Consider the following 22,633-nt stretch of genomic DNA (forward strand, 5'->3'; position numbering starts at 1 on the left):
CAGCAGGAGTCTGTTTTAGAGGGGGGGCCGCACGAAATGCTAATCGGCTATTCTCCCCTTAAATGCCATCGAAAACAAGGAGAAATCTTACCGCTAAATAAGGATGTTTGTGAGCGTCTGTCTAGATTTACACCTTGATTTTAATGAAAAAAAAAGGCAGTGAGAATAATTGCCTAAGCTGCGAACAGCTCTGAATCACCCTCAGCTACCTGCTTATTGTTCCGTTCGAAACGTCCGATTTGACGCCTTAATGTGTGAGAAGTATCTCAATCCTCTGGCGGAACTTCGCCCCTTCCTTTAGGTTACGCAGCCCGTAGTTCACGAACGCCTGCATATAGCCCATCTTCTTACCGCAGTCATAGCTCTCACCGGTCATCAGCATCGCATCGACAGACTGCTTCTTCGCCAGCTCGGCAATCGCATCGGTGAGCTGAATACGGTCCCAGGCGCCTGGCTCGGTTTTTTCCAGCTCGGCCCAGATATCCGCGTTCAGAACATAACGGCCCACCGCCATCAGGTCAGAATCCAGCGTCTGCGGCTGATCCGGTTTTTCGATGAACTCAACGATGCGGCTCACCTGCCCTTCCGTCTCCAGCGCTTCTTTGGTCTGAATTACGGAGTACTCGGAGAGATCGCCTTTCATGCGCTTCGCCAGCACCTGGCTACGGCCCGTTTCGTTGAAACGTGCCACCATTGCCGCCAGGTTGTATCGCAGCGGATCGGCGGACGCGTTATCAATAATGATATCCGGCAGCACAACGATGAACGGGTTATCACCCACCACCGGACGGGCACAAAGAATAGAGTGTCCCAGACCCAGCGGCTGCGCCTGACGCACGTTCATGATGGTCACGCCCGGCGGACAAATAGACTGCACTTCCGCCAGCAGCTGACGCTTAACGCGCTGTTCTAGCAACGCTTCGAGTTCGTAAGAGGTGTCGAAGTGGTTTTCTACCGCATTCTTGGACGAGTGCGTAACCAGGACGATTTCTTTGATCCCTGCAGCAACAATCTCGTCGACAATGTACTGAATCATTGGCTTATCGACGATCGGCAGCATCTCTTTAGGAATGGCTTTTGTGGCTGGCAGCATATGCATGCCCAGGCCTGCTACCGGAATGACTGCTTTCAAATTAATCATTATTTCTTCCACCTTAAAATGGTTGACGAATTATAGCTCTTAAACCTGTTTTCGCCAGCATGATTTGCCGTAACCCTTAAGCAATGTTACGCCTTAGCATCACATATTTCTGTAGTTGTAATCTGATTCGATCGCGCTTTTATGCCAGGAATAGTCTCAAAACAGATTATTGTCGATTATCTGTGCGGAAGCGCAAAGTTCAGCCTTTCCACATTCACCACCTGCTGGTCGACACGGTCAATATCCACCGAGCTTTGCCCCTTCTCATTAACGGCTTTTATGTTCGCCAGCGACAGCAGCGTCTCGTCTTTCGCCATGAATTTTCCTCGCACATCCTTGCGCAGATCGAAGTTTATCTTCAGGGCAGGCCCCACGGCAGCTTCCTGCATGACATTGATATTGCGTAAAAAAAGATGCTGCGGCTTGTTGTGCAGTTCCAGCGTAGCACGCTGCATTTCCACGTTGGTAATCGCCACAAACGAGGTCGCGTTACCGGATGAAATCTGTATTCCGCGCAATTTATACGCAAGCTGGCGGTTATCGAGGTGAATATTATTGAGCTTAAAGTTCTGCGGGATGGACAAATAATCGCCTTTTATGACCCCATAGCCGATTAACATTCCCGCACTGTTGACCATGTCGACATTATCAATAATGAAATTATCACAGCCATAAATCGCCACCGTGGCGTTGTCTATTCCCGCCTTTTTACTGAAGTCTGGGGTGATATTTTTGGCCTTAATATTGCGGATAATAAAGTGTTTTCCGTTTTCCACGTGCACCAGCTGACGACAGTTGCTGCCGGTGATGTTGGCCACCACGAAGTTCTTAACGGTTTGCTTTTCCGGGTAGTCGTTGTCGTAGGTGCTCCCGGCAAGGCCAATGCCGATGCCCCAGTTGATCTTGCCGTTGGTGCAGTTGATGTTGTCGATGACATGGTCGGAAATCAGGATATTGCGATCGTTGATGGCGACGTTCCATTCGATCGCATCGCCCTGCAGATGGCTAAATTTGCTGTTGGTGATGCGGGCGCCGTCCACCTGGTTGTGGAATCCCTGGCGCAGGATGGCGTAATTGGCCTGACTTACGCTGATGTTATCAATCACCAGATTGCGCATCACGCTCGGTTTCTTACCGCCGATGTAGATTTGCGTCACAGGACCAAAACCGCTCATGGCCAGCCCTTTAATTACGCAGTCGGAGCCACGTACATCGAGAGTGATATTCTCTGTCCGTCCCTCGCCTTCCCCTATCACTTTGCTGCCTTCCTGCAGAACAAAGCGGCCGCGGCCATTGCCTGTTAACGTCCCGCGGATCAGCAGCGTTTTACCGTCGGGAATGAAAATACCCGTGTTGATGTTTTCACAGGTCAGCCCGGCAGGGACAATGACCGTGTCCCCGTCATTAAACGCCTGCTTAAAGGCCGCGATCCAGTCGTTGTTATTGTACTGATTAACAGAGACCGTTCTTCCGCTCGCCGCCCGCGCAATGCGGGACGACAGCAGCGGCGTAGCTGCCAGAACGGACAGAGACGAGACAAAGGTGCGTCGGGTAATCTTTTTCAGCATACATCCTCGGCGTTACAACGTTTGCAGCAGGCTGGCTAACTGACGGTTAATCACCTGCTGGTTAAAATCGGCTTCAACTTTTTGTCGGGCATTATGGAGCACGGGCTCCAGCGCCTGCTGGTCGATATCGCTGAAGGCAGCTAAGCGATCGGCGAGCGCCATGGCGTTATTCTCCGGCACCAGCCAGCCGGAATGGTCAGACTTAATCAGCTCCGGGATCCCGCTGTGAATGGTCGAGACCACCGGTATCCCGACGGCCATCGCCTCCATCAGCGCCACCGGAATGCCCTCCATATCGCCATCGGCTCCCGTTACGGAAGGCAGCAGGAACACATCTGCCTCATCGAGCATCGCCTTGACCTCGTGGCTCGGCTTGAAGCCCGGCATCTCTACAACATCTTCCAGCTGATACTGTTCGATAAGCGTGCGCAGACGACGCTCCCACGGCCCAATCCCGAGAATGCGGTAGTGGAAATCCACCCCGCGCGCTTTCAGCTGGCGGCAGGCTTCAATCGCCACATGCAGGCCTTTCTTCTCGGTCAGACGCGCGACGGAGATGATCTGCAGCGGCTTGCCCGGCACTTTCACCGGACGGCGGGTAAAGCGCGTTAAATCCACGCCCATGCGCGACACGGCAATTTTCTCTCCCGGGCAGCCCATGTTTTTCAGGCGTCCGGCCCACAGTTCACTGATGGGCAGCATCATGTCGCCGCGGCGGAAAAGCTGCTGGTACTCCGGCGTATAATGGTTCAGCACTTCACGGCTGGAGATGTCGATACCGTGGAAAATGGTCGCAATTTTACCGTCAATCACGCCCAGTTCGCGTAGCTTCGCGGCGGTCACGCCTGCCGGGCCAAAGTGGGCGATAAACACGTCAGCACGATACGGCTGCGCCGTTTGCCCGCAGATGGCCGAGAGAATTAAATTGCGTGATTCCGACCCATAGCGGGAAACATTCAGCGCCCGCCACGTCGACGCGCGATGGATCCCACGTAAGGTCTGGCTGGCGCGGTGGCGCAGCTTACTCAGCTTCCCGGACGGCTCATCCTGCAGCCAGCGGGTTTTTGCCTCCAGCCCATACTGGGTATACGCCGCGTGGGTGTTTTGGGTATCGCCCTTTTGCAGGGCGATAATCTCCACGTCATATCCCATATCGATAAACGCGGTGATTTGGTTCAGAACAAAGGTCTCAGACGACAGCGGAAATTTCAGTAAGAAGAAACCAACCTTCATTTCCCCTCCCGCACGCGGTCAAGTACCGATTTCACCATCCCAATGCCCTTCTCGCGCTCGGCTTTCACCGCCACCGCCAGACGTTCATTGATCGCAGGCAGCTGGCCGAGCGTGTCGCCCACCATCGCACCCAGCGACCCGTCCAGCAGATGACGAATATCCACCGCCATTTCCGGCATACCGAGCTGCTGCATAATGCCCGCGGACTTGTGCTCGTAGTTAATGGCAATGGCCGGCGTGCCAAAGTTCATGGAGATAATGGCCGAGTGCAGGCGCGTGCCCACCGTCAGGTCGCAGGCGGAGAGCAGCTTGCCCATTTCCAGGTCGTTCAGCTCGTCCATCACCACGTGATAGCGGGACGGATCGTTCACCAGGTTGCGCAGGTTCAACGCCACCATGCGGTCATCTTTGTTGTAGCTGTCGATGCCGGTACAGGTGGACAGCGCCAGCACCTGATAACCGCTGTCCAGCACGCGGTTCACCACGTCGGCGAATGCTTGCTCATACGCCGCCTGCGTCGTGCCTAAACGTTTATCGAATGGCGCCAGCTCGCGTAGGGTGATCGCGACGGTTTTCTGTTTCGCCGTAACGTCGAGCCAGTGCTGCACCGCGTAGCTCGGCTGGAAGCTGTCGTCCTGGTGATCCACCAGCCAGGCGGTATCCACGCCGTGCTCAACTTTCGACGTGTCAATCTCGCTGCGCTTCATCATGTCAAGGCTGACCGACTCACGCAGGATCAGGGCATCGCAGTGGCCAAACACATAGTTCGCCAGCTGGTTAAACTGCGGATCCTGGAAAGGCCCCACGCTGTGGCCAATCATAAACAGCGGCTTTTTCGCCATGAACGTACAAAGCGCATGCTCAAACTGCGGCACGCCGTAGAGATCGACGAAGAACGACCCGCCGACCTGAATAATGGCGTCATAGCCGGACAGCAGACGAACAAAGTCGGTAAAGCCCTGCGCGATGGCGATGTTGCGCAGCTTGCCGGTATCGGTCACGCGGGAAAGCAGCACCTGATGCTGGTAGCGACGACGCAGTACTTTCTTCACGCGGCCCATCACGCCCGCGGCGTTGTTATGCTGTTTCATCTGGCTGTAGAGCGGATCGCCCATCACCGGGCGGTTCAGTAACCAGGATGAGCTGACAGGATAACGGCTCATCACGTCCACTTCGGTCTCAGGCTTAAGGGTGTTAATTGCATCCAGTAAACCGCGCAGGATGGCGCTGTCGCCACGGTTGCCGCAGGTATGGTTGCCAAGAATTAATAATTTCATAATGGCCTCTTAAATAACTAGCCTGCGCGAAGCAGCGTTTTCATTTTTTCGTTACGGCAAAACTGGCGCTTCATCTCAACGACCAGCGCATTGCGCGACAGCACAATCATCACGCCAAATGCCAGCGCCCCCGCGGCAACCTGCACCGCCAGCAGCGCGGCCAGCGGAAGATGCCCGCTGAGGATAATGCCCAGGCCGTAGCTCACCGCCAGGGTCGGCAATGAGAGATAGAACGGCAGCCACAGGCTCAGGATGTACTGACGGTAGCTGGAGCCCAGCACCGGTTTAATCATGATGAAGTAGCTCAGGACGGTATTGACGATCTGCACCAGCAGGAAGCCCAGCGTCACGCCAATAGCGCCCGCCATGTGTCCGCCGACGATAATTACCGGAATAAACAGGAAGGTTTTGAATACGTTGAACTTAAAGCTGATGTCCACGCGCGCTTTTGCCATCAGCAGGGACCCAATCGGGTTTCCCACGGAGCGCAGCAGCCCCACCACGCACAGCAGTTGCAGGATCGGGATAATACCGTTCCATTTCTCACCAAACACCAGCGGTACGACGTTGCTGGACACCACCATCAGCCCCAGCAGCACCGGGAAGTTGATGATCCCCACTACCGAAAGCAGCTTGTAAAAGTTAATGCGCAGCTTTTCGGTGTCGTCCTGAATCTTGGCAAACGCCGGGAACAGCACGCGGGTGATTATTGGGTTCAGCTTCATCGGCGGCACCACCGCGACGTTGTAGGCCAGGTTGTAGCCCCCCGCCACGCTCGCGCCGAGAATACGTGCCAGCACCAGCGTCGAGAGGTTGGTGTTCACGTAGTTGATAATGCTGTCCGCCGTCAGCCACGCGCCAAAGCGCAGGTTGGACGAGACGGACGCAAGAGAGAAATGCAGTCCCGGGCGGTAAATTTTACGCCCAAAGTAGCCAAACAGCAGCGTGCGCACGGCAGAGTTCACCAGGTAACCGAGGATGGCGGTCATCGCCAGCGGCCAGAAATGGGCGCTCACGACGGTAAAGGTAAAGCCCGCCAGCACGGCGCTGGTCTCGATCATGCCGATCTTATTGAACTCCAGCTCTTTCTGCATCAGCGCGCGGAACTGCTGCCCGTGGGGGATCACCACGAACGCAAACGACAGCGTACGCATCAGCGGGGCGAGATCCGGGTTGTGCAGCACGCTGGCAATGGTATCGCTCAGCAGGAACACCAGCACAAACACGAAAATCCCCAGCCCCACGTTCAGCCAGTAGAGGGTGGTCAGCTCAAGATGGCTGATCTCTTTGCGCTGGATAATCGAGTTGGCGATACCAAAGTCAGACAGCGTATCGGCCAGCGCAATGATCACCAGCGAGACGGTCAACAGGCCGAACTGGTGATTATCGATAATGCGCGCCAGCACCGTCATCTGCACCAGGCCGAGGCCAATGATGACGATGGTCGCCATCGCTGACCACTTGGCGCCGCTGATGGTTTTTTCACGTAAGCTCATCTTAGTACGCCGCTTTGTTCACGAAACCTTTGAAAATGGTCAGAAAAACAATCTTGATATCGAACCAGAGGCTCCACTCGCGGATGTACTCCAGATCGAACTCGATGCGTTTTTCCATTTTTTCCAGCGTGTCGGTTTCGCCGCGCCAGCCGTTGATTTGCGCCCAGCCGGTGATGCCCGGCTTCACCTTATGGCGCAGCATGTAGCCTTCAATCAGCGAGCGGTACTGCTCGTTATGCGCCACCGCGTGCGGACGCGGGCCAACAATCGACATCCCGCCGGTAAAGACGTTGATAAACTGCGGCAGCTCGTCCAGCGAGGTGCGGCGCAAGAAGTTCCCCACGCGGGTGACGCGCGGATCGTTCTGCGTGGCCTGGGTCACCACCTTGTCGTTCTCCATCACCTTCATGGAGCGGAATTTCCACACCATAATCGGCTTACCGTCCATGCCGTAGCGGGTCTGACGGAAGATAACCGGTCCTGGCGAGCTCAGCTTCACCGCGAGGGCAATGCAGCACAGCACCGGGGAGATGAGCAGCAAAATCAGCGAAGAGAGCACGATATCTTCCAGACGCTTCAGCACGCGGTTAATACCGGACAGCGGCGTGTCGTACAGCGGTACGACCGGCACCCCGTTCACCTCTTCAATACGGGAGTGAAGAATGTTGAAGGTAAACACGTCCGGGATCAGGATCACTGAACAGGTGGTATCCGCCAGCTCGCGCATCAGCTGCTTAATGCGGGATTCGTCTTTCATCTGCATGGCGATGTAGACGTTGTGAATTTTGCCGGCTTTGGCATCGTCAATCAGCTGATCGTAGTTGCCCGCCCAGTCGGCAGGCACGCCGCCAGGCTTTGCGTCGTGATAAATCCCAACCACTTCAAAGCCTAACCACGGCTCTTTGCGGAAGCTGTCGAGCAGCACTTTCCCAACCGGCAGATCGCCTGCCACCGCCACGAAGCGACGGTTATAGCCCCGGTTGCGCAGCCAACCCGCGCCAAAGCGGATCAGGGAACGGCACACCACCATGCCGACGCTGGTCAACAGATACCAGCTCAGATAGGTCACGAGGCGATTATCAAAATCATGGCTAAATGCCACCAGGCCTGCGCTGAAGATCAGGCTCAGGGTCCAGTTCTGCAGCAGCAGCATCAGTTCAGTGGTCATTTTGACGCCGCGCCACGAGCGGTAGAAATCGGTCATACCGCCGATCATTTGAAACACGACCAGCGCAATCAGGGCCATCAGCAGATGCATATATAAGAACGGCAGCCCGCTGATCCGACACACCGCCCACAATCCACCGACCATGATGGTGATATCAGAAAAACGCTGCACCATAGAGATTAACGATGCATTCGTTCTCGCTCGTTCGCGTTTTTTTAGATTCGTCATCGTTGTTCCTGTATTCGGTTCCCCCTCCCACCGGGAGGGGCAGTTATTACTGATTCAACAGCGCCAGAATGTCCTTCGTTCGGGCTTCCATGAGCGCGGTGTCAGCGCGGGACTCCACGTTCAGGCGCACCACCGGCTCGGTATTGGACGAGCGCAGGTTAAAGCGCCACTGCGGGAACGCCATGCTGATGCCGTCGGTACGGTCAATTTCCAGCGCGTGGATGGCAAAGTGCTGCTCCACGCGGGCAATCGCCTCGGCAGGCTGTGCCAGCTTGCTGTTGATCTCTCCGCTCGCCGGGAACGCCGCCATACGGTCGCGCACCAGCTCGCCCAGGGTTTTCCCCTTCAGGCACAGCAGTTCAGTCACCAGCAGCCACGGGATCATCCCGCTGTCGCAGTAGGCAAAGTCACGGAAGTAGTGGTGGGCGCTCATTTCGCCGCCGTAGATGGCGTCTTCTTCGCGCATGCGCTCTTTGATGAAGGCGTGACCGGTTTTGGACATCACCGGCGTGCCGCCTGCAGCGGACACCACGTCGACGGTGTTCCAGGAGAGGCGCGGGTCATGAATGATCTTCGCACCAGGGTTTTTCTCGAGGAACGCTTCCGCCAGCAGGCCGACAATGTAGTAGCCCTCGATGAACTGCCCTTTCTCGTCGAACAGGAAGCAGCGGTCAAAATCGCCGTCAAAGGCGATACCCATGTCCGCGCCGTGTTCAATCACCGCGTTGCGGGTGTCGTCACGGCACTCCGGCAGCAGCGGGTTAGGAATACCGTTCGGGAAGTTGCCGTCCGGGGTATTGTGCACTTTGACGAAGGTCACCGGCACGTTCAGTGCTTTAAAGCGCGCTTCAAGGGCATCGACAACCGGGCCAGCCGCACCGTTGCCGGAGTTAATCACCAGCTTCAGCGGCTTCAGGTTTGCCACGTTGATGTAGCCCAGCAGGTGGTCGATGTACTCTTTCTGCAGGTTGATTTTTTTGTAGCTGCCTCGCTTCGCCTCGTTCACCGGCGGGAAATCATTGGATTCCGCCAGACGCTGCACGTCGCGCAGGCCGGTGTCGCCGCTGATAGGACGGGCACCCTTGCGCACCAGCTTCATGCCGTTGTAATCCATCGGATTGTGGCTGGCCGTCACTTCAATACCGCCGTCCACGCCCAGGTGGAAGGTGGCAAAGTAAATCTCTTCGGTTCCGGAAAGACCGATGTCCAGCACGTCCACGCCCGCGTCCTGCAGCCCTTTCGCCAGCGCCAGCTTGAGGGATTCACTGGTCAGACGCACGTCACCGCCCAGCACGATGGCCTGCGGTTTTAAGTATTCGCCGTACGCGCGGCCAATGCGCCACGCAATGTCTTCATTCAGCTCTTCGCCCAGCTTGCCGCGAATATCGTAGGCTTTAAAACAGGTTAATTTATCCATGATGACCCCTTTTTCAGGCAACAGTCGGTCCTGACCACTAAATGGCCAAATTAATTTTTTTGTCATTCGTAGGCCCGGTAAGCGCAGCGCCACCGGGCATGATGCAGAGAGCTACACTCGTCCGTAGCGGTCCTGGAAGCGCACGATATCGTCCTCTTCCAGATACGAGCCAGAGCGCACCTCAATTAAGTCGAGAGGAATTTTCCCCGGGTTCTCCAGACAGTGCGTCGCCCCCAGCGGAATATAGATGGACTCGTTTTCGCCCAGCAGTTTCACTTCACCGTCGACGGTGACTTTGGCGGTACCCGCGACCACCACCCAGTGCTCGGCGCGGTGATGGTGCATCTGCACCGACAGCCCCTCGCCCGGCTTCACGGTGATGCGTTTCACCTGATAGCGGTCACCGGCGTCAATGGAGTCATATTTGCCCCACGGACGGTAGACTTCGCGATGAATATGGTGCTCGTGACGGCCATCCGCCTTGATCTTCTCCACCACTTTTTTAACGTCCTGCACGGCGTTACGGTCGGCAATCAGCACGGCGTCTTTGGTCTGGACCACAACAAGATCTTTTACCCCAACCGTGGTGACCAGGCCGGACTCGGCGTAGACGTAGCTGTTTTCCGTTTTGTGGCTAATGACATCGCCGTGATGGACGTTACCCTCCGGGGTATGGGCGCTGATCTCCCACAGGGAGGACCAGGATCCAACATCGCTCCAGCCCGCATCCATCGGTACCACGACGGCGTCAGCCGTGCGTTCCATTACCGCATAGTCAATGGACTCTTCCGGACAGGCGAGGAAGGCCTCTTCATCCACGCGGATGAAGTCGAGATCCGGGTCCACCACCGCCATCGCTTTCTCGCAGGCGCTCAGAATATCAGGGCGATATTTGCGCAGCTCTTCCAGATAGCGTCCGGCGCGGAACAGGAACATCCCGCTGTTCCAGTAATATTCCCCGCTGGCGACATACGCCTGCGCGGTTTCCAGATTCGGTTTTTCAACGAACTGCGCCACGTCAAACGCCACGCTGTCGCCTTCACCCGGCGTCACGTTGCCGCGACGAATGTAGCCGTAGCCGGTTTCCGGCAGATCCGGCACGATGCCGAAGGTCACCAGCTTGCCGCGCTCAGCGTAAGGAATGGCCGCACGCACCGCGTCGCGGAAGGCCTCTTCCTGCTGGATCACGTGGTCCGCCGCCAGCACCAGCATCAGCGGGTCACAGTCCGGGCTGCTGCGTTTTGCAGCCAGCGCCGCCAGGGCGATAGCCGGTGCGGTATTGCGTCCGGCAGGCTCCAGGATGATATTTTCTGTGAGTTTGTTCAGCTGGCGCAGCTGCTCGGCAACAATAAAGCGGTGCTGTTCGTTACAGATCACCACCGGGCTTTCACACTCCACGCCGTGGAGACGGTTTACCGTCGTCTGCAGCATGGTGAGATCCCCTTTCAGGCAGAGGAACTGTTTTGGATAGAGCACGCGGGACAGCGGCCACAACCGGCTACCAGAGCCACCAGCCATCACAACCGGATACAAAGTGGTTTGACTCATGATTTATCCCCGTATATCTGCAATAAATTGGCTCAGCACGTTCTCTTTCTCGAGCGTGCGTTCGGCATATTCACGTGCCACCGTGTTCACTTTTGGCATGGCAAGTGCCTGTTCAATGCCGGTGACCAGCGCCGGAACCGATTCCGGCTCTACGCACACCGCAATCCCCGGATAGCTGTCACACAGCTGGCCTAATTCAGTTTCGGCTTCGGCCGTAATCACCGCGTTACCGCCCACGGCCAGAATGTTGGTCAGCTTGGACGGCAGCACCGCGTCCGCCGCGCCGCGCTTTTGCACCACCAGATGGCAGTCACCCATCTTCAGCAGCGCAGGCAATGCCTCGTAAGACTGAAGCGGGAAGAATTTCACGTTGGTCAGGCTGCGTTCGCTTACCATTTTTTCCAGCCGCGCTTTTCCACCGCCCTGCCCGACAATCACAAACATCCATGGATGTTCGTTCAGCAGTTGAGCCGCCTCGATCACGCTCTCCAGCCCCTGCTTTTCGCCGATATTGCCTGAGTAAAGAATGATTTTTTGATCTTCAGGCAAACCGAGCTGCGCGCGCAGCGCCTGAGCGTCTTGCTCAGTCACGTCGCGAAAACGCGCCACTTCGGACCAGTTCGGGAAGAAGATCACCTTCTCCGCCGGGACACCTTTCTCCTGCGCTTTGTTCATCATGGAGCGCGAGATCGTTGAGACGTAGTCCACGTTGTGTAAGCCACTGCGCTCAAACGCGCTGGCGAGCTTCGCCACCTTGCCGCCTTTGCTTTTGCCTGCCATCCCCAGGCCCAGCATGGCGTCCACTTCATAATCCTGAATGTGCAGCAGGGTGCGCGCGCCGGAGAGTTTGCCCAGCAGGCGCATGCCAGGCGTGCAAAACAGCGTCGGCACCACGCCGATAATGCGATCCGGCTTCCAGCGACGCTGCGCCATCAGCGGGAAGAAGCTGCTCAGGGCAAAGCTGCCGAGATGAATCAAGCGCTTCAGCGTCGAGGGCTGCTTAGGCACATACAGCGGGCAGCGCCAGACGGTCGCTGCACCCTCTTCGCGACGGTAGCGCCAGCTTGAGTAGCGCTCCCCCACTTTCCACTCCGGGTAGTACGGCGGCGCGGTAATGACCCGCACGTCATGTCCCTGGCTCGCCATCCACTCGACCATCTCGCCGGTGTATTTCCCGATACCGGTTAATTCCGGCGAGTAGTTGATTCCGTATACGAGGATCTTCATAAGCCCGGCACCCCGGACTGACGTTCAGCGAGGAAATAGGCACGGCTGTTGTCATGCACATTGTCGCTCGCCAGCAGCGCCTCTGGCGTCTGCCAGCGGTAGTCGTCATGCTGAGAATCAGGCAGACGCAGGTCTGCCTCACTCACCTTCAGGCGGAATCCCAGCACGATGTAGTGCGTGGAGAACCCGGTGCCCGAAAAGTTATCGTCATAGAAGTGCTGCCAGACCCCGTAAAACTGGCCCGCTGCCATCGGCAACTGCAGGCCCAGTTCCGCCAGAGTGAGACGCTCAAACGCATCGGTCAGCGTCTCATCCTTTTGCACGCGCCCGCCGGGCACGAACCAGAAGCCCTGTGCAGGACGGTTGGTTCGTTTCCCCAGCAAGAACTCGCCGCGTTCGTTCTCCACGATCAAATCAATTGAGATGAGCGGAGTGGAACGCACTACCGTGGCAAAATCTTCCTGACTTAAAAACATCGTTACCCCCGGAAGCGGTGCTGGTTTTCCAGGAACCACTGATAGGTGCTGGCCAGCCCCTGCTCCAGTGACACCTCGTGATACCAGCCCAGCTGATGCAGACGGGTCACGTCCAGCAGTTTGCGCGGCGTGCCGTCCGGTTTCGTGGCGTCAAACACCACGCGGCCTTTGTAGCCCACCACCTGCGCGATGGTCTGCGCCAGCTCGCGAATGGTGCAGTCCACGCCGGTGCCCACGTTGATGTGCGACAGCATCGGCTCGGTGTTCTCCTGCCACACCTCGCGATCCAGCTCCATCACGTGAATGCTGGCCGCAGCCATGTCGTCCACGTGCAGGAATTCGCGCATCGGCGTACCGCTGCCCCACACCACCACATCCGGCGCGTTCTCCGCGGTCGCCTCGTGGAAGCGGCGCAGCAGCGCCGGGATCACGTGCGAATTGCTCGGGTGGAAGTTGTCGTGCGGTCCGTACAGGTTGGTCGGCATTACCGAGCGATAGTCGCGGTTGTACTGACGGTTGTAGGACTCGCACAGCTTGATCCCGGCAATTTTGGCAATCGCGTACGGCTCGTTGGTGGCTTCAAGCGTGCCCTGCAGCAGCTCGCTTTCAGCGATCGGCTGTTTTGCCATTTTCGGGTAAATACAGGATGAGCCGAGGAACAGCAGCTTGTTCACGTTGTGCAGATGCGCCGCGTGAATGATGTTGCTCTCAATCATCATGTTTTCGTAGATGAAATCCGCCGGGTAAGTGTTGTTGGCAACAATGCCGCCCACCTTCGCCGCCGCCAGATACACCTGGTCAATACGTTCGTTTGCAAAGAAGTCCTGTACCGCACGGCTGTCGAGCAGGTTCAGCTCGTCGCGCGTGCGGACAACCACTTCGACGTCACCGCGCTGTTCGAGCTGGCGAACAATCGCGGAACCCACCATTCCGCGATGACCGGCGACAAAAATACGTTGTTTTGTCATTCTCAGGACTCCAGCGCGATGGCAACCTCGTAGCCATGAGATTTGAGCAGGGAGTGTTTTTTCGCTGCTTCAAGATCTTTGGCTACCATCTCGGAAACCATCTCCTGCAGAGTGGTTTCTGGTTTCCAGCCCAGCTTCTCGTGCGCTTTGGTTGGGTCGCCCAGCAGGGTTTCCACTTCAGCAGGACGGAAGTAGCGTGGGTCAACCTGCACAATCACGTCGCCTGGCTTCACGCCCGGTGCGTCATGGCCGGTCACGGAAACCACGATGCCCTTCTCTTCTACGCCGGTGCCTTCGAAGCGCAGCTTGATGCCCAATTGAGCGGCAGCCATTTCAACGAACTGACGAACGGAGTACTGCACGCCGGTGGCGATCACGAAGTCTTCTGGCTGTTCCTGCTGCAGCATCATCCACTGCATTTTCACGTAGTCTTTGGCATGGCCCCAGTCACGCAGGGAGTCCATGTTGCCGAGGTGCAGGCACGATTCCAGACCCTGCGCAATATTGGCGATAGCGCGAGTGATTTTGCGGGTCACGAAGGTTTCGCCGCGACGTGGAGATTCGTGGTTGAACAGAATGCCGTTACAGGCGTACATGCCGTAGGATTCACGGTAGTTCACGGTGATCCAGTAGGCGTACAGTTTCGCTACCGCATACGGAGAACGTGGGTAGAACGGCGTGGTCTCTTTCTGTGGGATTTCCTGCACCAGGCCGTACAGCTCAGAGGTGGATGCCTGGTAGAAACGGGTTTTCTTCTCAAGACCCAGGAAGCGGATCGCTTCCAGCAGACGCAGGGTACCCATGGCGTCCACGTCAGCGGTGTATTCGGGAGACTCGAAGGAGACCGCTACGTGGCTCATCGCCCCCAGGTTGTACACTTCATCCGGCTGTACTTCCTGCAGGATACGAGTCAGGTTGGAGGTATCGGTCAGGTCGCCGTAGTGCAGGTGGAATTTCGGGTTTGCCGCGTGAGGATCCTGATAGATGTGATCGACACGTTCGGTGTTGAAAGAAGACGCACGACGTTTAATACCGTGTACTTCATAACCTTTTTCCAGCAGTAACTCTGCCAGGTAAGAACCATCCTGCCCGGTAACGCCGGTGATGAGAGCGACTTTAGACATGTTTATATTCCTCTACTTATGAATTTAATCAGTTTCAACGCGTTCGCGTATCACCACTGCGGGGTTGCCACGACAAATTTTATTTGCCGGTAGCGATTTAAAAACGCTGCTGCGGGCACCGACTACCGTGCCATCGCCAACAGAAACACCCGGTGCAACAAAAACATCCGTTGCCAGCCAGCATTTTTCACCGATCACAATAGGCGAAGCGGTAATATCAAAATGCTGACTCATAAAGTCGTGGCTGCCGGTGCACAAATAACATTTCTGTGAAACCACCGAATTCGCGCCAATCGTAATCTCGCCCAGGGTATATAACACCGCGTCATCCCCTACCCAGGCGTAGTCCCCCAGCGTTAATTTCCAGGGATAGGTAATTTTCACCGAAGGTCGAATGACTACGTTTTTTCCTATTTTTGCGCCAAACAGACGCAATAAAAATGCTCGCCAGCGGTACAGTATTTGCGGTGACCAGGCAAATAAGGTGGCCTGAACCGCCCACCATAGCTGCACTTTAATACCGCCCGCCCCCCGAAAACCTTTCGGTACGGAGAAACCGTTCAGATCCTGCATTACGTTTCCTTATATTCAGGCTTTGTTATATAAGGCTTTCGTTTTACTCGTGGTACGCACGCGTAAAAAATAAGATAATTCCGCCCAGAATCCCGGCACGCGTAATATTTTACGCTGCACGTTTTTGGCATCCTGGCACAACTCCAGATTATTCGAGGTTGACACACCACCCATTGAAAACTCAGATACCAGCCCTTTAATTCGGCGGAACGGGTAACCTGACTTATACAGACTGGCGGCCAGTGCATAATCGGATGACACTTTATACTGCAAATCGTAAGGCTGTTTTTTCAGACCTTTTACCGGGAAGAAAATGGCCTGATGGCTGGCCGGTAAGCTGTGGTAGATATACCAGCCCGGCTTCGCGCTGCGGCACACTTTATGTCCGTCGCCAAAATCAAGCAGCGCATCGCCAATATACATGGCGTCCTCTTTCTGGCGCGCCAGCTGGCGGGCAAACAGCGCCACGTCGTCATGGAAGATATCACCCGAATTCAGGAAGATGGCATAACGGCCTTGCGCCATGTTAATGCCTTTGTTCATAGCATCGTAGATGCCTTTATCTTTCTCGCTGATGTAGCGTAAGTTGAACTCACCGTTGAGTTTTTCCAGAAACTCTGCCGTGCCATCGTTCGAGCCGCCGTCGACCACAATCCACTCAAAGGTGAGGCTTGGATCGCGCGCCAGGTTGCGCAGCGAGCGCCAGGTTTTTACCACCCCTTCGTAATTACGAAAAGCGACAGTAATGACGCTAAGAAACATAAATCACCTCATTTCGTCATACGTGCGTAATATTAAGCGCTTTGCGCAGAATAAACGGACAGACAATCAAGAAAGCATATTCCGGGCTAAATATTGACCCGGTAAAAAACAGCGACACCGGCGTAAACAGATAAAGTTGCACGCGAAAGTTCTGGTTATCACCAAACGCGTTAATCATCATTTTGAAAACTTTAAACAGATACCACAGCGTCAACAGTACGGCGAACCACGAAAAATAAATAATTAACAGATACAGACCATTGTCTATGGTTTTACCGACATCCGCACCGTTAAAGATTCCGAATGATGCAACATATTCGTAAAGTGAGCCGAATCTTACTACACCATCAATATGGGTTAAGGAATAACCCACCATCACCAGTGGTCCAATGATGCGATAATAGGACGAGGACCCTTCCGTTCCCAAATCACCCAGACGTTCTGAGATGTAGGGGAAGGCAAATATCACGCCCACCATAAATACCGTCAGGGAGATAATCGCCAGCGGCAGTTTTTTCTTAATCGCATCTTTGTTCAGGTACTGAAACGCCCATTCCAGCAGGTAAAACAGGATAAATGTCATTACCCCTGAGAACGATCCAGACAGAACGATTCCTGCAAGAATCATAGCATCGGTCTTAGGCGTTTTGATACCAAACTGTTTGATGCTGAGCCAAATTGAGATTAACGCCAAAGCGAAAAACGCCGGTTCAAAATAGAGGGCCGTGGTACGCTTCCCGCCGAACTTGATGAAGTTCAATACATAGCTGTTGCTGTAAATGAGATATTTCGAAATTATCTCCATCAGGCTGCTGCCGCCGGTAAGAATAATTTGCGCCATCTCCATAGCAGCAAGCATAACAATTAACGCAACGGCAATATAAAAGAACCTGAGGATTTTCCGATAATTGTGCGGAGAAATCGTTTTAAAGCGAATACTCCAGACCATGCCGATAATAATGACAATATAAACAAACAGCATGGTCGAGGTGACGTATTTACTGGCATCCAGCGACTGGCCGAAGATATAGTTAAACAGCGTCAGACCCGTACCCAACCCTAAGGCAATCATCAGCTTCTTCAGGTTGATTTTATCGACATACAGCAGAAGCAGAACGGGCAAGAAGGTGACGATGGTTATCGGGAAGCTTTCGCCGAGCTGGGCAATCTTAACGTTGACCAGCAGGTAAATCAGCGGCAGCAGCAGATAACTACAGATTCTGATAGAACGAGACATACTCCTCCAGCATCTGTTGTCCACTGTAGGCCTTGCGGCTGCGGTTGCGGAACGATTCCAGGTCGGTGCCAAAAACGGCCTGAGCGATCTGCGCCTTCGGCAATTGCACCAGCGGCAGAACCTCCTGCTCCGCAAAAGTTTTCCCGCCGGATTTTTCCAGCACCTCACGTGCCGCATCGCTGTGGGTGGCAATCACCGGCACGCCGATGGAGAGCGCTTCACAGAGGATCAGCGGGTAGTTATCCACGCGGGAGCTGAACACCAGCGCATCCATTTCATTCAGCGCGCTCATCAGCTTGCGCTTATCGGTTTCAAACCCGTGGTTGACCACGTTAGCCCCTTCGAACGGTGAAAATTTGCCGAAGGTGTGAAGCTCAATTTTGTCACCCAGCGCCATCATGTCGCGCACCAGCTGCTGGTTGGTTTTCCCGTCGTAACGCAGGTCATGCGCAACGATAGCGATTTTCGGTTTGCCCGTGGTTTGCGCCACCGGCGTCAGGTCGGCGAGAATGGCTTCCGTCGCCACGTCGATGCCGTTGTTAATAATCTGGCAGCGCCCTGCCCCATACAGACTGTTGAAGGCATCGGCCACGTGCTGGCTCGGGGAGATAAACGTACAGCCGAGCGAGAGCATGTCGCGGAAAAGCTGACGCTTTCCGGCCACCAGCTTGTGCGCGCGATCCACCTTCACCGGCGGATAGTTACTCAGCGTCGGGCATTTCTGGCAGTTGTTTTTCCAGCCTTCGCAGCCGTCGGTAAACGCGCAACGGCCGGTTACGCTCCAGTGATCGTGCAGCGTCCAGACGAAGCGGGTGTCGGGCTTGTGGGCCTGCACCTTCTGGCAAAACGCCACCACCTCTTCCAGATTGAGCCAGTAGCTGTGCAGCACGTGAAAATGCAGCACAACCGGGCCGGTAGTGCGGGTCACCGTGCGATAAAGCGTATTCAGGTTGCCAAACAGATCGCGGTTAAACAGACGGAACAACGCAATGTTGGCAATCGAGGTCAGGCGCGGCGTGTGCTTATGCACCTGCGGGAAGTTATCGTGACTGACGCTTTTCTTGCCGCCCTTGCCATAGCCATAAATAAAACGAGACTGAAGTCCTTTTTGCAACGCGCGCTGGTGCAGATCCAGCGCCACCCCTGCCGCTCCGCCTTCTGCGAGGCGTACGTTAAATTGCAGAATATTCATTTAATCACCTTCACGCGGGCTTTTTCTCCCACCACCAGCGCGTTATCCGGAATGGTGTCCAGCACCACGCTGCCCGCACCAATCGTGACGTTGTTACCAATCGTAATGTCGCCAATGATCACCACGTTCGCGCCCAGCTCGACGTTATTGCCAATGACCGGGCAGGCCAGGCTGTCTGGCCCACGGTTGCCAATGGTCACCCCATGGCGGATGGTGAAATCATCCCCGGCGACCACGAACTTGTTGATCACCACCGCATAGCCGTGATGGATGGTAAAGCGACGGCCAATGGTGGCAGCGGCCTGAATTTCATAGCCAAAAAAGCATTCGGTAATGATGCGGTACAGCACCAGCACGGGGGCCGCCCAGATGTTGTTCAGGATATTTTTCTTACGCCACACCGAGCAAAAATGCGCGATGCGGTACGCCAGAACCATGCAGCAAGGGCGCAGGCTCCAGCTGTTAGCGCGGCAATCTTCCAGAAACATTATTTCCCCCGAAGTCCATCAGCCAGGCGCTTGCCGTTACGTATGGACAACAGCGTCAGCAGCGTGCGCCAGTTCATGCGCTTATTGCGGATCTGATAGAGGGTAAAGAGCTGATATTTACGGCTGGCACGGTCAAACTTGTCCTTGTGCTTGCGGTAAAAATGGAAGTAGCCCGAGAACTTCTTCGGCGACGAGGTGATCTGCATCTCCCCGTGGTTGATGTGCAGGATCTGTGTGGCCTCTTCCACTTTCCACGGCTCGCCATACTCCACCACCATCCGCAGGAAGATGTCGTAATCCTGCGCGGCCTTCAGTTCGGTATCGAACAGGCACTCCTTGAAGCGCCACGCCCAGGTGAAGACCTGGTTACCAATGATGTTGCGCTTGTAGAACAGGCGTCGAGAGTACGGTGATTTCGGATAGAGCGGCAGGCTGGCAGGCTGCGAGTACACCTCGCCCTGACAGACATAGTCGTTGGCATACAGGAACGCGTGCGTGACCAGCTGCTCTTTATGCGACAGGAAAATAGACAGGCGGTTCGGCGTCCATTCGTCATCGTCGTCGATGCCGGTCAGATACTGCCCTTTGGCCTGCATAATCGCCTGATTACGTACAGCACAGGCGCCAGAGTTAATCTCGTTGTGGGTATAGACCACCCGCGGGTCGTTGAGGTCAGTCACGAATTTTTGCAGCTGTTCATACGAGGAAGAGCAGTCATCAACGATGATCAGCTCCCAGTTATCGTAATCCTGACGTAACACCGACTTGATTGCGCGGATCGCCAGCTGCTGACGATTCCATGTCGGCATATAGATTGAAACTAAAGGGCGTTGTGTGGTCATGATCTTCCCCTGATCCCTCACCCTCCCCCCTCGGGAGAGGGTTAGGGTGAGGGGGATTGTTATTTGCTGTCAGACTTATATTCGTACTCGTAATACCCGTAATCCTGGTACCCGGTCGCACGGCGGAAGATGGAGTTCAGGATCACCCCTTTCACCTCAATCCCGTTCTGCTCGAAGCGGCTCAGGCTGGTTTCCACCTCTTTCAGGGTATTCACCGCGTAACGCGCCACCATCAGCGTCGTACCCGCATGGCGACCCACAACGGCAGCGTCGGTCACGGCGAGAATCGGCGGCGTATCGATCAGCACCAGGTCGTAGTTTTTGCTCGCCCACTCCACCAGCTCGGTAAAGCGTTCGCTCATCAGCAGCTCGGACGGGTTAGGCGGTACCTGACCACGTGGGATCAGGTCAAATTTCGGCACGGTAGTCGGTTTTGCGCTCTGGCTGATGTCACCTTTGCCAAGCAGGATCTCTGACAGACCGTTGACGTTGTTGGTGCCCAGCAGCTCGTGGGTGTAGCCCTTACGCATATCGCAGTCGATCAGCAGCACGCGCTTGTTGGTCTGGCTAACGACCGCCGCCAGGTTGGCGCAGACGAAGGTTTTACCGATTGACGGGCTAACACCGGTCAGCATCAGGACGTTATTTTTAGCCTGCATCATGGCGAAGTGCAGACTGGTACGCAGGCTGCGTATCGCTTCAATCGCCAGGTCGGTTGGGTTACCCACCGCCAGCAGCTGGCTCTGTTTGTAACGCTTAACGCCTTTGATGGTTTTCACGCTGTCACGGGATTTTTGCCACTCAGACAGCGGAATGCTGGCATAGACGTTGATACCGTTCTCTTCCAGCACCTGCGGGCTTTCGATACCACGGTTGAACAGCGAACGCAGCAGCACGCCAACGATGGAGAGCATCAGGCCGAGAATAATGCTGCCGAGAATGATCAGCGCTTTCTTCGGCTTCAGCACGCCTGGCTGGGTAATCGCCGGGTCGACGATGCGCACGTCACCCACGGTGCTTGCCTCGGTGATTTTCAGCTCCTGCTGCTTGTTCAGCAGCTGCATGTAAACCTGCTGTCCTGACTCCACGTCGCGGGTCAGACGCACGATCTCCTGCTGCGTTTTCGGCATCGCGGTCACACGGTCATTGAGCTTCGCCTTCTCCTCTTCCAGCGTGCGGCGTTTCTCCAGCAGCGTGCGGTAAGCCGGGTGACGTTTGGTGTAAAGCTTGGAGATCTCCGCCTCTTTGAAGGTCAGTTCGTTGAGCTGAGCGTCAATGTTGACCATCGAATCGAGGACCGATTTCGCCTCCAGCGGCAGGTCGACAGAGTCTTTATCCTGGCGGTAGGCGTTCAGCTTGTTCTCGGCATCATCCAGGCGGGCGCGCACTTCCGGGAGCTGTTTCGACAGGAACGCCAGGCTTTTCGCCGCTTCAGCCGACTTACGCTCAACGTTCTGCTCAAGGTAGTTGCGGGTAATGCTGTTCAGGATGTCGCGGATCTGATCCTTATCTTCCCCGGTAAAGGTCATGCTCAGCACGCCGGTGTCCTTACCGTTTTCGGTGACGGTCAGGTTGTTTTGCAGGTTGTTGATCATCCCCAGCGTGGAGAATTTGGTGACGGTAAACTCCCCGCCCTCCTGGGCGTTGATCGCACTGACCATCATGCTGACGCCGTCTTTGCTCAGCATCTGTCCGACTTCACCGCGCGCGCTAAAGCCCGCGTCGCTGGTCAACTGATACTGTTTCGGGCCAAGCACCGTCAGGGTAAAGGTCTGATCGGCTGCCCCTTTTGGCAGCACGAAGTCAGTGACCTTCACCGTGTCGTTGCTTCTGCCCATCAGCCGATCCCAGCCCGCACCAAAGATTGGGAAGGTATTTTTGGTGACGGAGATATCGAGCCCAAGGTCGTGAACCGTTTTACCCAGCACCAGACGTGACTGGATGAGCTGGATTTCAGCGTCAGAGGCCGGCGGCTTGTTCGCCAGCGCAGAGCCAATGTCCTGCACCAGCGAGTTACCGGTATTCTGCTCGATCTGCACCAGCGCATCGGCGCTGTAGATAGGGGTGGCGAACAGCGTATAGACGACGGCCGCCGCGGCAAACACGGCGGTAATGCCCAGCACCCACCACTTTGCCTCGATAACCGTGCCAACCAGGCGCCCAATATCAATTTCATCACTGCCCGAAGTCGGGGCGGCAGAAGGTTTTGTTTTTTCTGTCATTGTTATCCCTGCTGAGCTTTCAGTGCCTGCGCCCACTGTTGGGCAGACTGGTCAAGTAAGGTGTAAACCGCCTCGAAAGCCTCATGGCTTTTGCGATATGGATCGGGAATTTCACGCTCATTGTCCCAGTGTCCAAACAGCATCACCTTACCGCGCATCTCCGGAGCGATATCGCACAGCGCTTGAATATGGCGTTTTTCCATCGCCAGAATCAGGTCATACTCACGGCACATGCGGCCAGTGACCTGGCGGGCAACATGCCCGTCGAGAGAGAGGTGATGGTCCCGCGCCACGCTCATTGCGCGCTCATCGGCACCTTTACCGACCAGTGCACCCAGCCCTGCCGAATCAACGGTCAGTTCGGGCTGGTAGTGTTTCAACAACCGTTCAGCCGTAGGGGAACGGCAAATGTTCCCCACGCATACCACCAGAATTTTGTTAAACAT

General features: G+C 55.6%; 20 protein-coding genes. All 20 read right to left on the reverse strand.

Annotated elements, in window-relative coordinates:
• Positions 1–247: 247 nt before the first annotated feature.
• The 20 genes from galF to wzb all read right to left on the reverse strand — a co-directional run bounded on the left by galF (position 248) and on the right by wzb (position 22,633).
• Positions 248–1,141 carry a GalU regulator GalF gene (galF, locus tag L362_RS12240; protein WP_023344503.1) on the reverse strand — a complete coding sequence of 298 codons (894 nt, stop codon included), beginning with the start codon at positions 1,139–1,141 and terminating at the stop codon, positions 248–250.
• A 176-nt stretch (positions 1,142–1,317) separates the two neighbouring features.
• Positions 1,318–2,709, reverse strand: coding sequence for a colanic acid biosynthesis protein WcaM (gene wcaM / locus L362_RS12235; RefSeq protein WP_023344504.1), 1,392 nt, complete (start codon positions 2,707–2,709; stop codon positions 1,318–1,320).
• A 12-nt stretch (positions 2,710–2,721) separates the two neighbouring features.
• Positions 2,722–3,942 carry a colanic acid biosynthesis glycosyltransferase WcaL gene (gene wcaL / locus L362_RS12230; RefSeq protein WP_023344505.1) on the reverse strand — a complete coding sequence of 407 codons (1,221 nt, stop codon included), beginning with the start codon at positions 3,940–3,942 and terminating at the stop codon, positions 2,722–2,724.
• Entirely contained in the window at positions 3,939–5,219 is a 1,281-nt protein-coding gene (wcaK, locus tag L362_RS12225) for a colanic acid biosynthesis pyruvyl transferase WcaK (RefSeq protein WP_021241452.1), read from the reverse strand. Before wcaK ends, wcaL begins: the two co-directional genes overlap by 4 nt.
• Before the next feature lie 17 nt (positions 5,220–5,236).
• Positions 5,237–6,715 (reverse strand): colanic acid undecaprenyl disphosphate flippase WzxC, encoded by a 1,479-nt coding sequence (gene wzxC, locus L362_RS12220; protein ID WP_023344506.1) that lies wholly within the window; start codon positions 6,713–6,715, stop codon positions 5,237–5,239.
• A gap of 1 nt (position 6,716) precedes the next feature.
• Positions 6,717–8,111 (reverse strand): undecaprenyl-phosphate glucose phosphotransferase, encoded by a 1,395-nt coding sequence (gene wcaJ, locus L362_RS12215; RefSeq protein ID WP_008499429.1) that lies wholly within the window; start codon positions 8,109–8,111, stop codon positions 6,717–6,719.
• A 46-nt stretch (positions 8,112–8,157) separates the two neighbouring features.
• Positions 8,158–9,528 (reverse strand): colanic acid biosynthesis phosphomannomutase CpsG, encoded by a 1,371-nt coding sequence (gene cpsG, locus L362_RS12210; RefSeq protein ID WP_032637804.1) that lies wholly within the window; start codon positions 9,526–9,528, stop codon positions 8,158–8,160.
• Between the two features lie 111 nt (positions 9,529–9,639).
• The gene (gene cpsB / locus L362_RS12205) at positions 9,640–11,076 is read right to left on the reverse strand and encodes a mannose-1-phosphate guanyltransferase (RefSeq protein ID WP_023344508.1); all 1,437 of its coding nucleotides are present in this window, start codon (positions 11,074–11,076) and stop codon (positions 9,640–9,642) included.
• A 3-nt stretch (positions 11,077–11,079) separates the two neighbouring features.
• Complete coding sequence (gene wcaI, locus L362_RS12200) at positions 11,080–12,303, reverse strand: colanic acid biosynthesis fucosyltransferase WcaI (protein WP_023344509.1); 1,224 nt, start codon at positions 12,301–12,303, stop codon at positions 11,080–11,082.
• Positions 12,300–12,779 (reverse strand): GDP-mannose mannosyl hydrolase, encoded by a 480-nt coding sequence (locus L362_RS12195; RefSeq protein WP_008499425.1) that lies wholly within the window; start codon positions 12,777–12,779, stop codon positions 12,300–12,302. Before L362_RS12195 ends, wcaI begins: the two co-directional genes overlap by 4 nt.
• 2 nt (positions 12,780–12,781) lie before the next feature.
• Positions 12,782–13,747: a GDP-L-fucose synthase gene (locus tag L362_RS12190; RefSeq protein ID WP_013097874.1), complete on the reverse strand. Its 966-nt coding sequence runs from the start codon at positions 13,745–13,747 to the stop codon at positions 12,782–12,784.
• Positions 13,748–13,749: 2 nt separating this feature from the next.
• Entirely contained in the window at positions 13,750–14,871 is a 1,122-nt protein-coding gene (gene gmd / locus L362_RS12185) for a GDP-mannose 4,6-dehydratase (RefSeq protein WP_003863514.1), read from the reverse strand.
• 24 nt (positions 14,872–14,895) lie between these two features.
• The gene (gene wcaF, locus L362_RS12180) at positions 14,896–15,444 is read right to left on the reverse strand and encodes a colanic acid biosynthesis acetyltransferase WcaF (protein WP_008499422.1); all 549 of its coding nucleotides are present in this window, start codon (positions 15,442–15,444) and stop codon (positions 14,896–14,898) included.
• A gap of 15 nt (positions 15,445–15,459) precedes the next feature.
• Entirely contained in the window at positions 15,460–16,206 is a 747-nt protein-coding gene (gene wcaE, locus L362_RS12175; protein WP_008499420.1) for a colanic acid biosynthesis glycosyltransferase WcaE, read from the reverse strand.
• Between the two features lie 16 nt (positions 16,207–16,222).
• Complete coding sequence (wcaD, locus tag L362_RS12170) at positions 16,223–17,443, reverse strand: colanic acid polymerase WcaD (protein ID WP_008499419.1); 1,221 nt, start codon at positions 17,441–17,443, stop codon at positions 16,223–16,225.
• Complete coding sequence (gene wcaC / locus L362_RS12165; protein ID WP_023293848.1) at positions 17,418–18,635, reverse strand: colanic acid biosynthesis glycosyltransferase WcaC; 1,218 nt, start codon at positions 18,633–18,635, stop codon at positions 17,418–17,420. The genes wcaD and wcaC overlap by 26 nt, the downstream gene beginning before the upstream one ends.
• Complete coding sequence (wcaB, locus tag L362_RS12160) at positions 18,632–19,123, reverse strand: colanic acid biosynthesis acetyltransferase WcaB (RefSeq protein WP_008499417.1); 492 nt, start codon at positions 19,121–19,123, stop codon at positions 18,632–18,634. Before wcaB ends, wcaC begins: the two co-directional genes overlap by 4 nt.
• Positions 19,123–19,965 carry a colanic acid biosynthesis glycosyltransferase WcaA gene (wcaA, locus tag L362_RS12155; protein ID WP_021241458.1) on the reverse strand — a complete coding sequence of 281 codons (843 nt, stop codon included), beginning with the start codon at positions 19,963–19,965 and terminating at the stop codon, positions 19,123–19,125. Before wcaA ends, wcaB begins: the two co-directional genes overlap by 1 nt.
• 59 nt (positions 19,966–20,024) lie before the next feature.
• Positions 20,025–22,187, reverse strand: coding sequence for a tyrosine-protein kinase Wzc (gene wzc, locus L362_RS12150; RefSeq protein ID WP_008499415.1), 2,163 nt, complete (start codon positions 22,185–22,187; stop codon positions 20,025–20,027).
• Positions 22,188–22,189: 2 nt separating this feature from the next.
• Positions 22,190–22,633 carry a low molecular weight protein-tyrosine-phosphatase Wzb gene (gene wzb, locus L362_RS12145; RefSeq protein ID WP_021241460.1) on the reverse strand — a complete coding sequence of 148 codons (444 nt, stop codon included), beginning with the start codon at positions 22,631–22,633 and terminating at the stop codon, positions 22,190–22,192.

The sequence above is a fragment of the Enterobacter sp. MGH 16 genome (assembly GCF_000493175.1).
GTDB lineage: Bacteria > Pseudomonadota > Gammaproteobacteria > Enterobacterales > Enterobacteriaceae > Enterobacter > Enterobacter roggenkampii.

Excerpts from the sequence above, each read along its gene's own strand:
- galF (WP_023344503.1), bottom strand. The coding sequence starts at position 1,141 with ATGATTAATTTGAAAGCAGTCATTCCGGTAGCAGGCCTGGGCATGCAT.
- wcaM (WP_023344504.1), bottom strand. The coding sequence starts at position 2,709 with ATGCTGAAAAAGATTACCCGACGCACCTTTGTCTCGTCTCTGTCCGTT.
- wcaL (WP_023344505.1), bottom strand. The coding sequence starts at position 3,942 with ATGAAGGTTGGTTTCTTCTTACTGAAATTTCCGCTGTCGTCTGAGACC.
- wcaK (WP_021241452.1), bottom strand. The coding sequence starts at position 5,219 with ATGAAATTATTAATTCTTGGCAACCATACCTGCGGCAACCGTGGCGAC.
- wzxC (WP_023344506.1), bottom strand. The coding sequence starts at position 6,715 with ATGAGCTTACGTGAAAAAACCATCAGCGGCGCCAAGTGGTCAGCGATG.
- wcaJ (WP_008499429.1), bottom strand. The coding sequence starts at position 8,111 with ATGACGAATCTAAAAAAACGCGAACGAGCGAGAACGAATGCATCGTTA.
- cpsG (WP_032637804.1), bottom strand. The coding sequence starts at position 9,528 with ATGGATAAATTAACCTGTTTTAAAGCCTACGATATTCGCGGCAAGCTG.
- cpsB (WP_023344508.1), bottom strand. The coding sequence starts at position 11,076 with ATGAGTCAAACCACTTTGTATCCGGTTGTGATGGCTGGTGGCTCTGGT.
- wcaI (WP_023344509.1), bottom strand. The coding sequence starts at position 12,303 with ATGAAGATCCTCGTATACGGAATCAACTACTCGCCGGAATTAACCGGT.
- L362_RS12195 (WP_008499425.1), bottom strand. The coding sequence starts at position 12,779 with ATGTTTTTAAGTCAGGAAGATTTTGCCACGGTAGTGCGTTCCACTCCG.
- L362_RS12190 (WP_013097874.1), bottom strand. The coding sequence starts at position 13,747 with ATGACAAAACAACGTATTTTTGTCGCCGGTCATCGCGGAATGGTGGGT.
- gmd (WP_003863514.1), bottom strand. The coding sequence starts at position 14,871 with ATGTCTAAAGTCGCTCTCATCACCGGCGTTACCGGGCAGGATGGTTCT.
- wcaF (WP_008499422.1), bottom strand. The coding sequence starts at position 15,444 with ATGCAGGATCTGAACGGTTTCTCCGTACCGAAAGGTTTTCGGGGGGCG.
- wcaE (WP_008499420.1), bottom strand. The coding sequence starts at position 16,206 with ATGTTTCTTAGCGTCATTACTGTCGCTTTTCGTAATTACGAAGGGGTG.
- wcaD (WP_008499419.1), bottom strand. The coding sequence starts at position 17,443 with ATGTCTCGTTCTATCAGAATCTGTAGTTATCTGCTGCTGCCGCTGATT.
- wcaC (WP_023293848.1), bottom strand. The coding sequence starts at position 18,635 with ATGAATATTCTGCAATTTAACGTACGCCTCGCAGAAGGCGGAGCGGCA.
- wcaB (WP_008499417.1), bottom strand. The coding sequence starts at position 19,123 with ATGTTTCTGGAAGATTGCCGCGCTAACAGCTGGAGCCTGCGCCCTTGC.
- wcaA (WP_021241458.1), bottom strand. The coding sequence starts at position 19,965 with ATGACCACACAACGCCCTTTAGTTTCAATCTATATGCCGACATGGAAT.
- wzc (WP_008499415.1), bottom strand. The coding sequence starts at position 22,187 with ATGACAGAAAAAACAAAACCTTCTGCCGCCCCGACTTCGGGCAGTGAT.
- wzb (WP_021241460.1), bottom strand. The coding sequence starts at position 22,633 with ATGTTTAACAAAATTCTGGTGGTATGCGTGGGGAACATTTGCCGTTCC.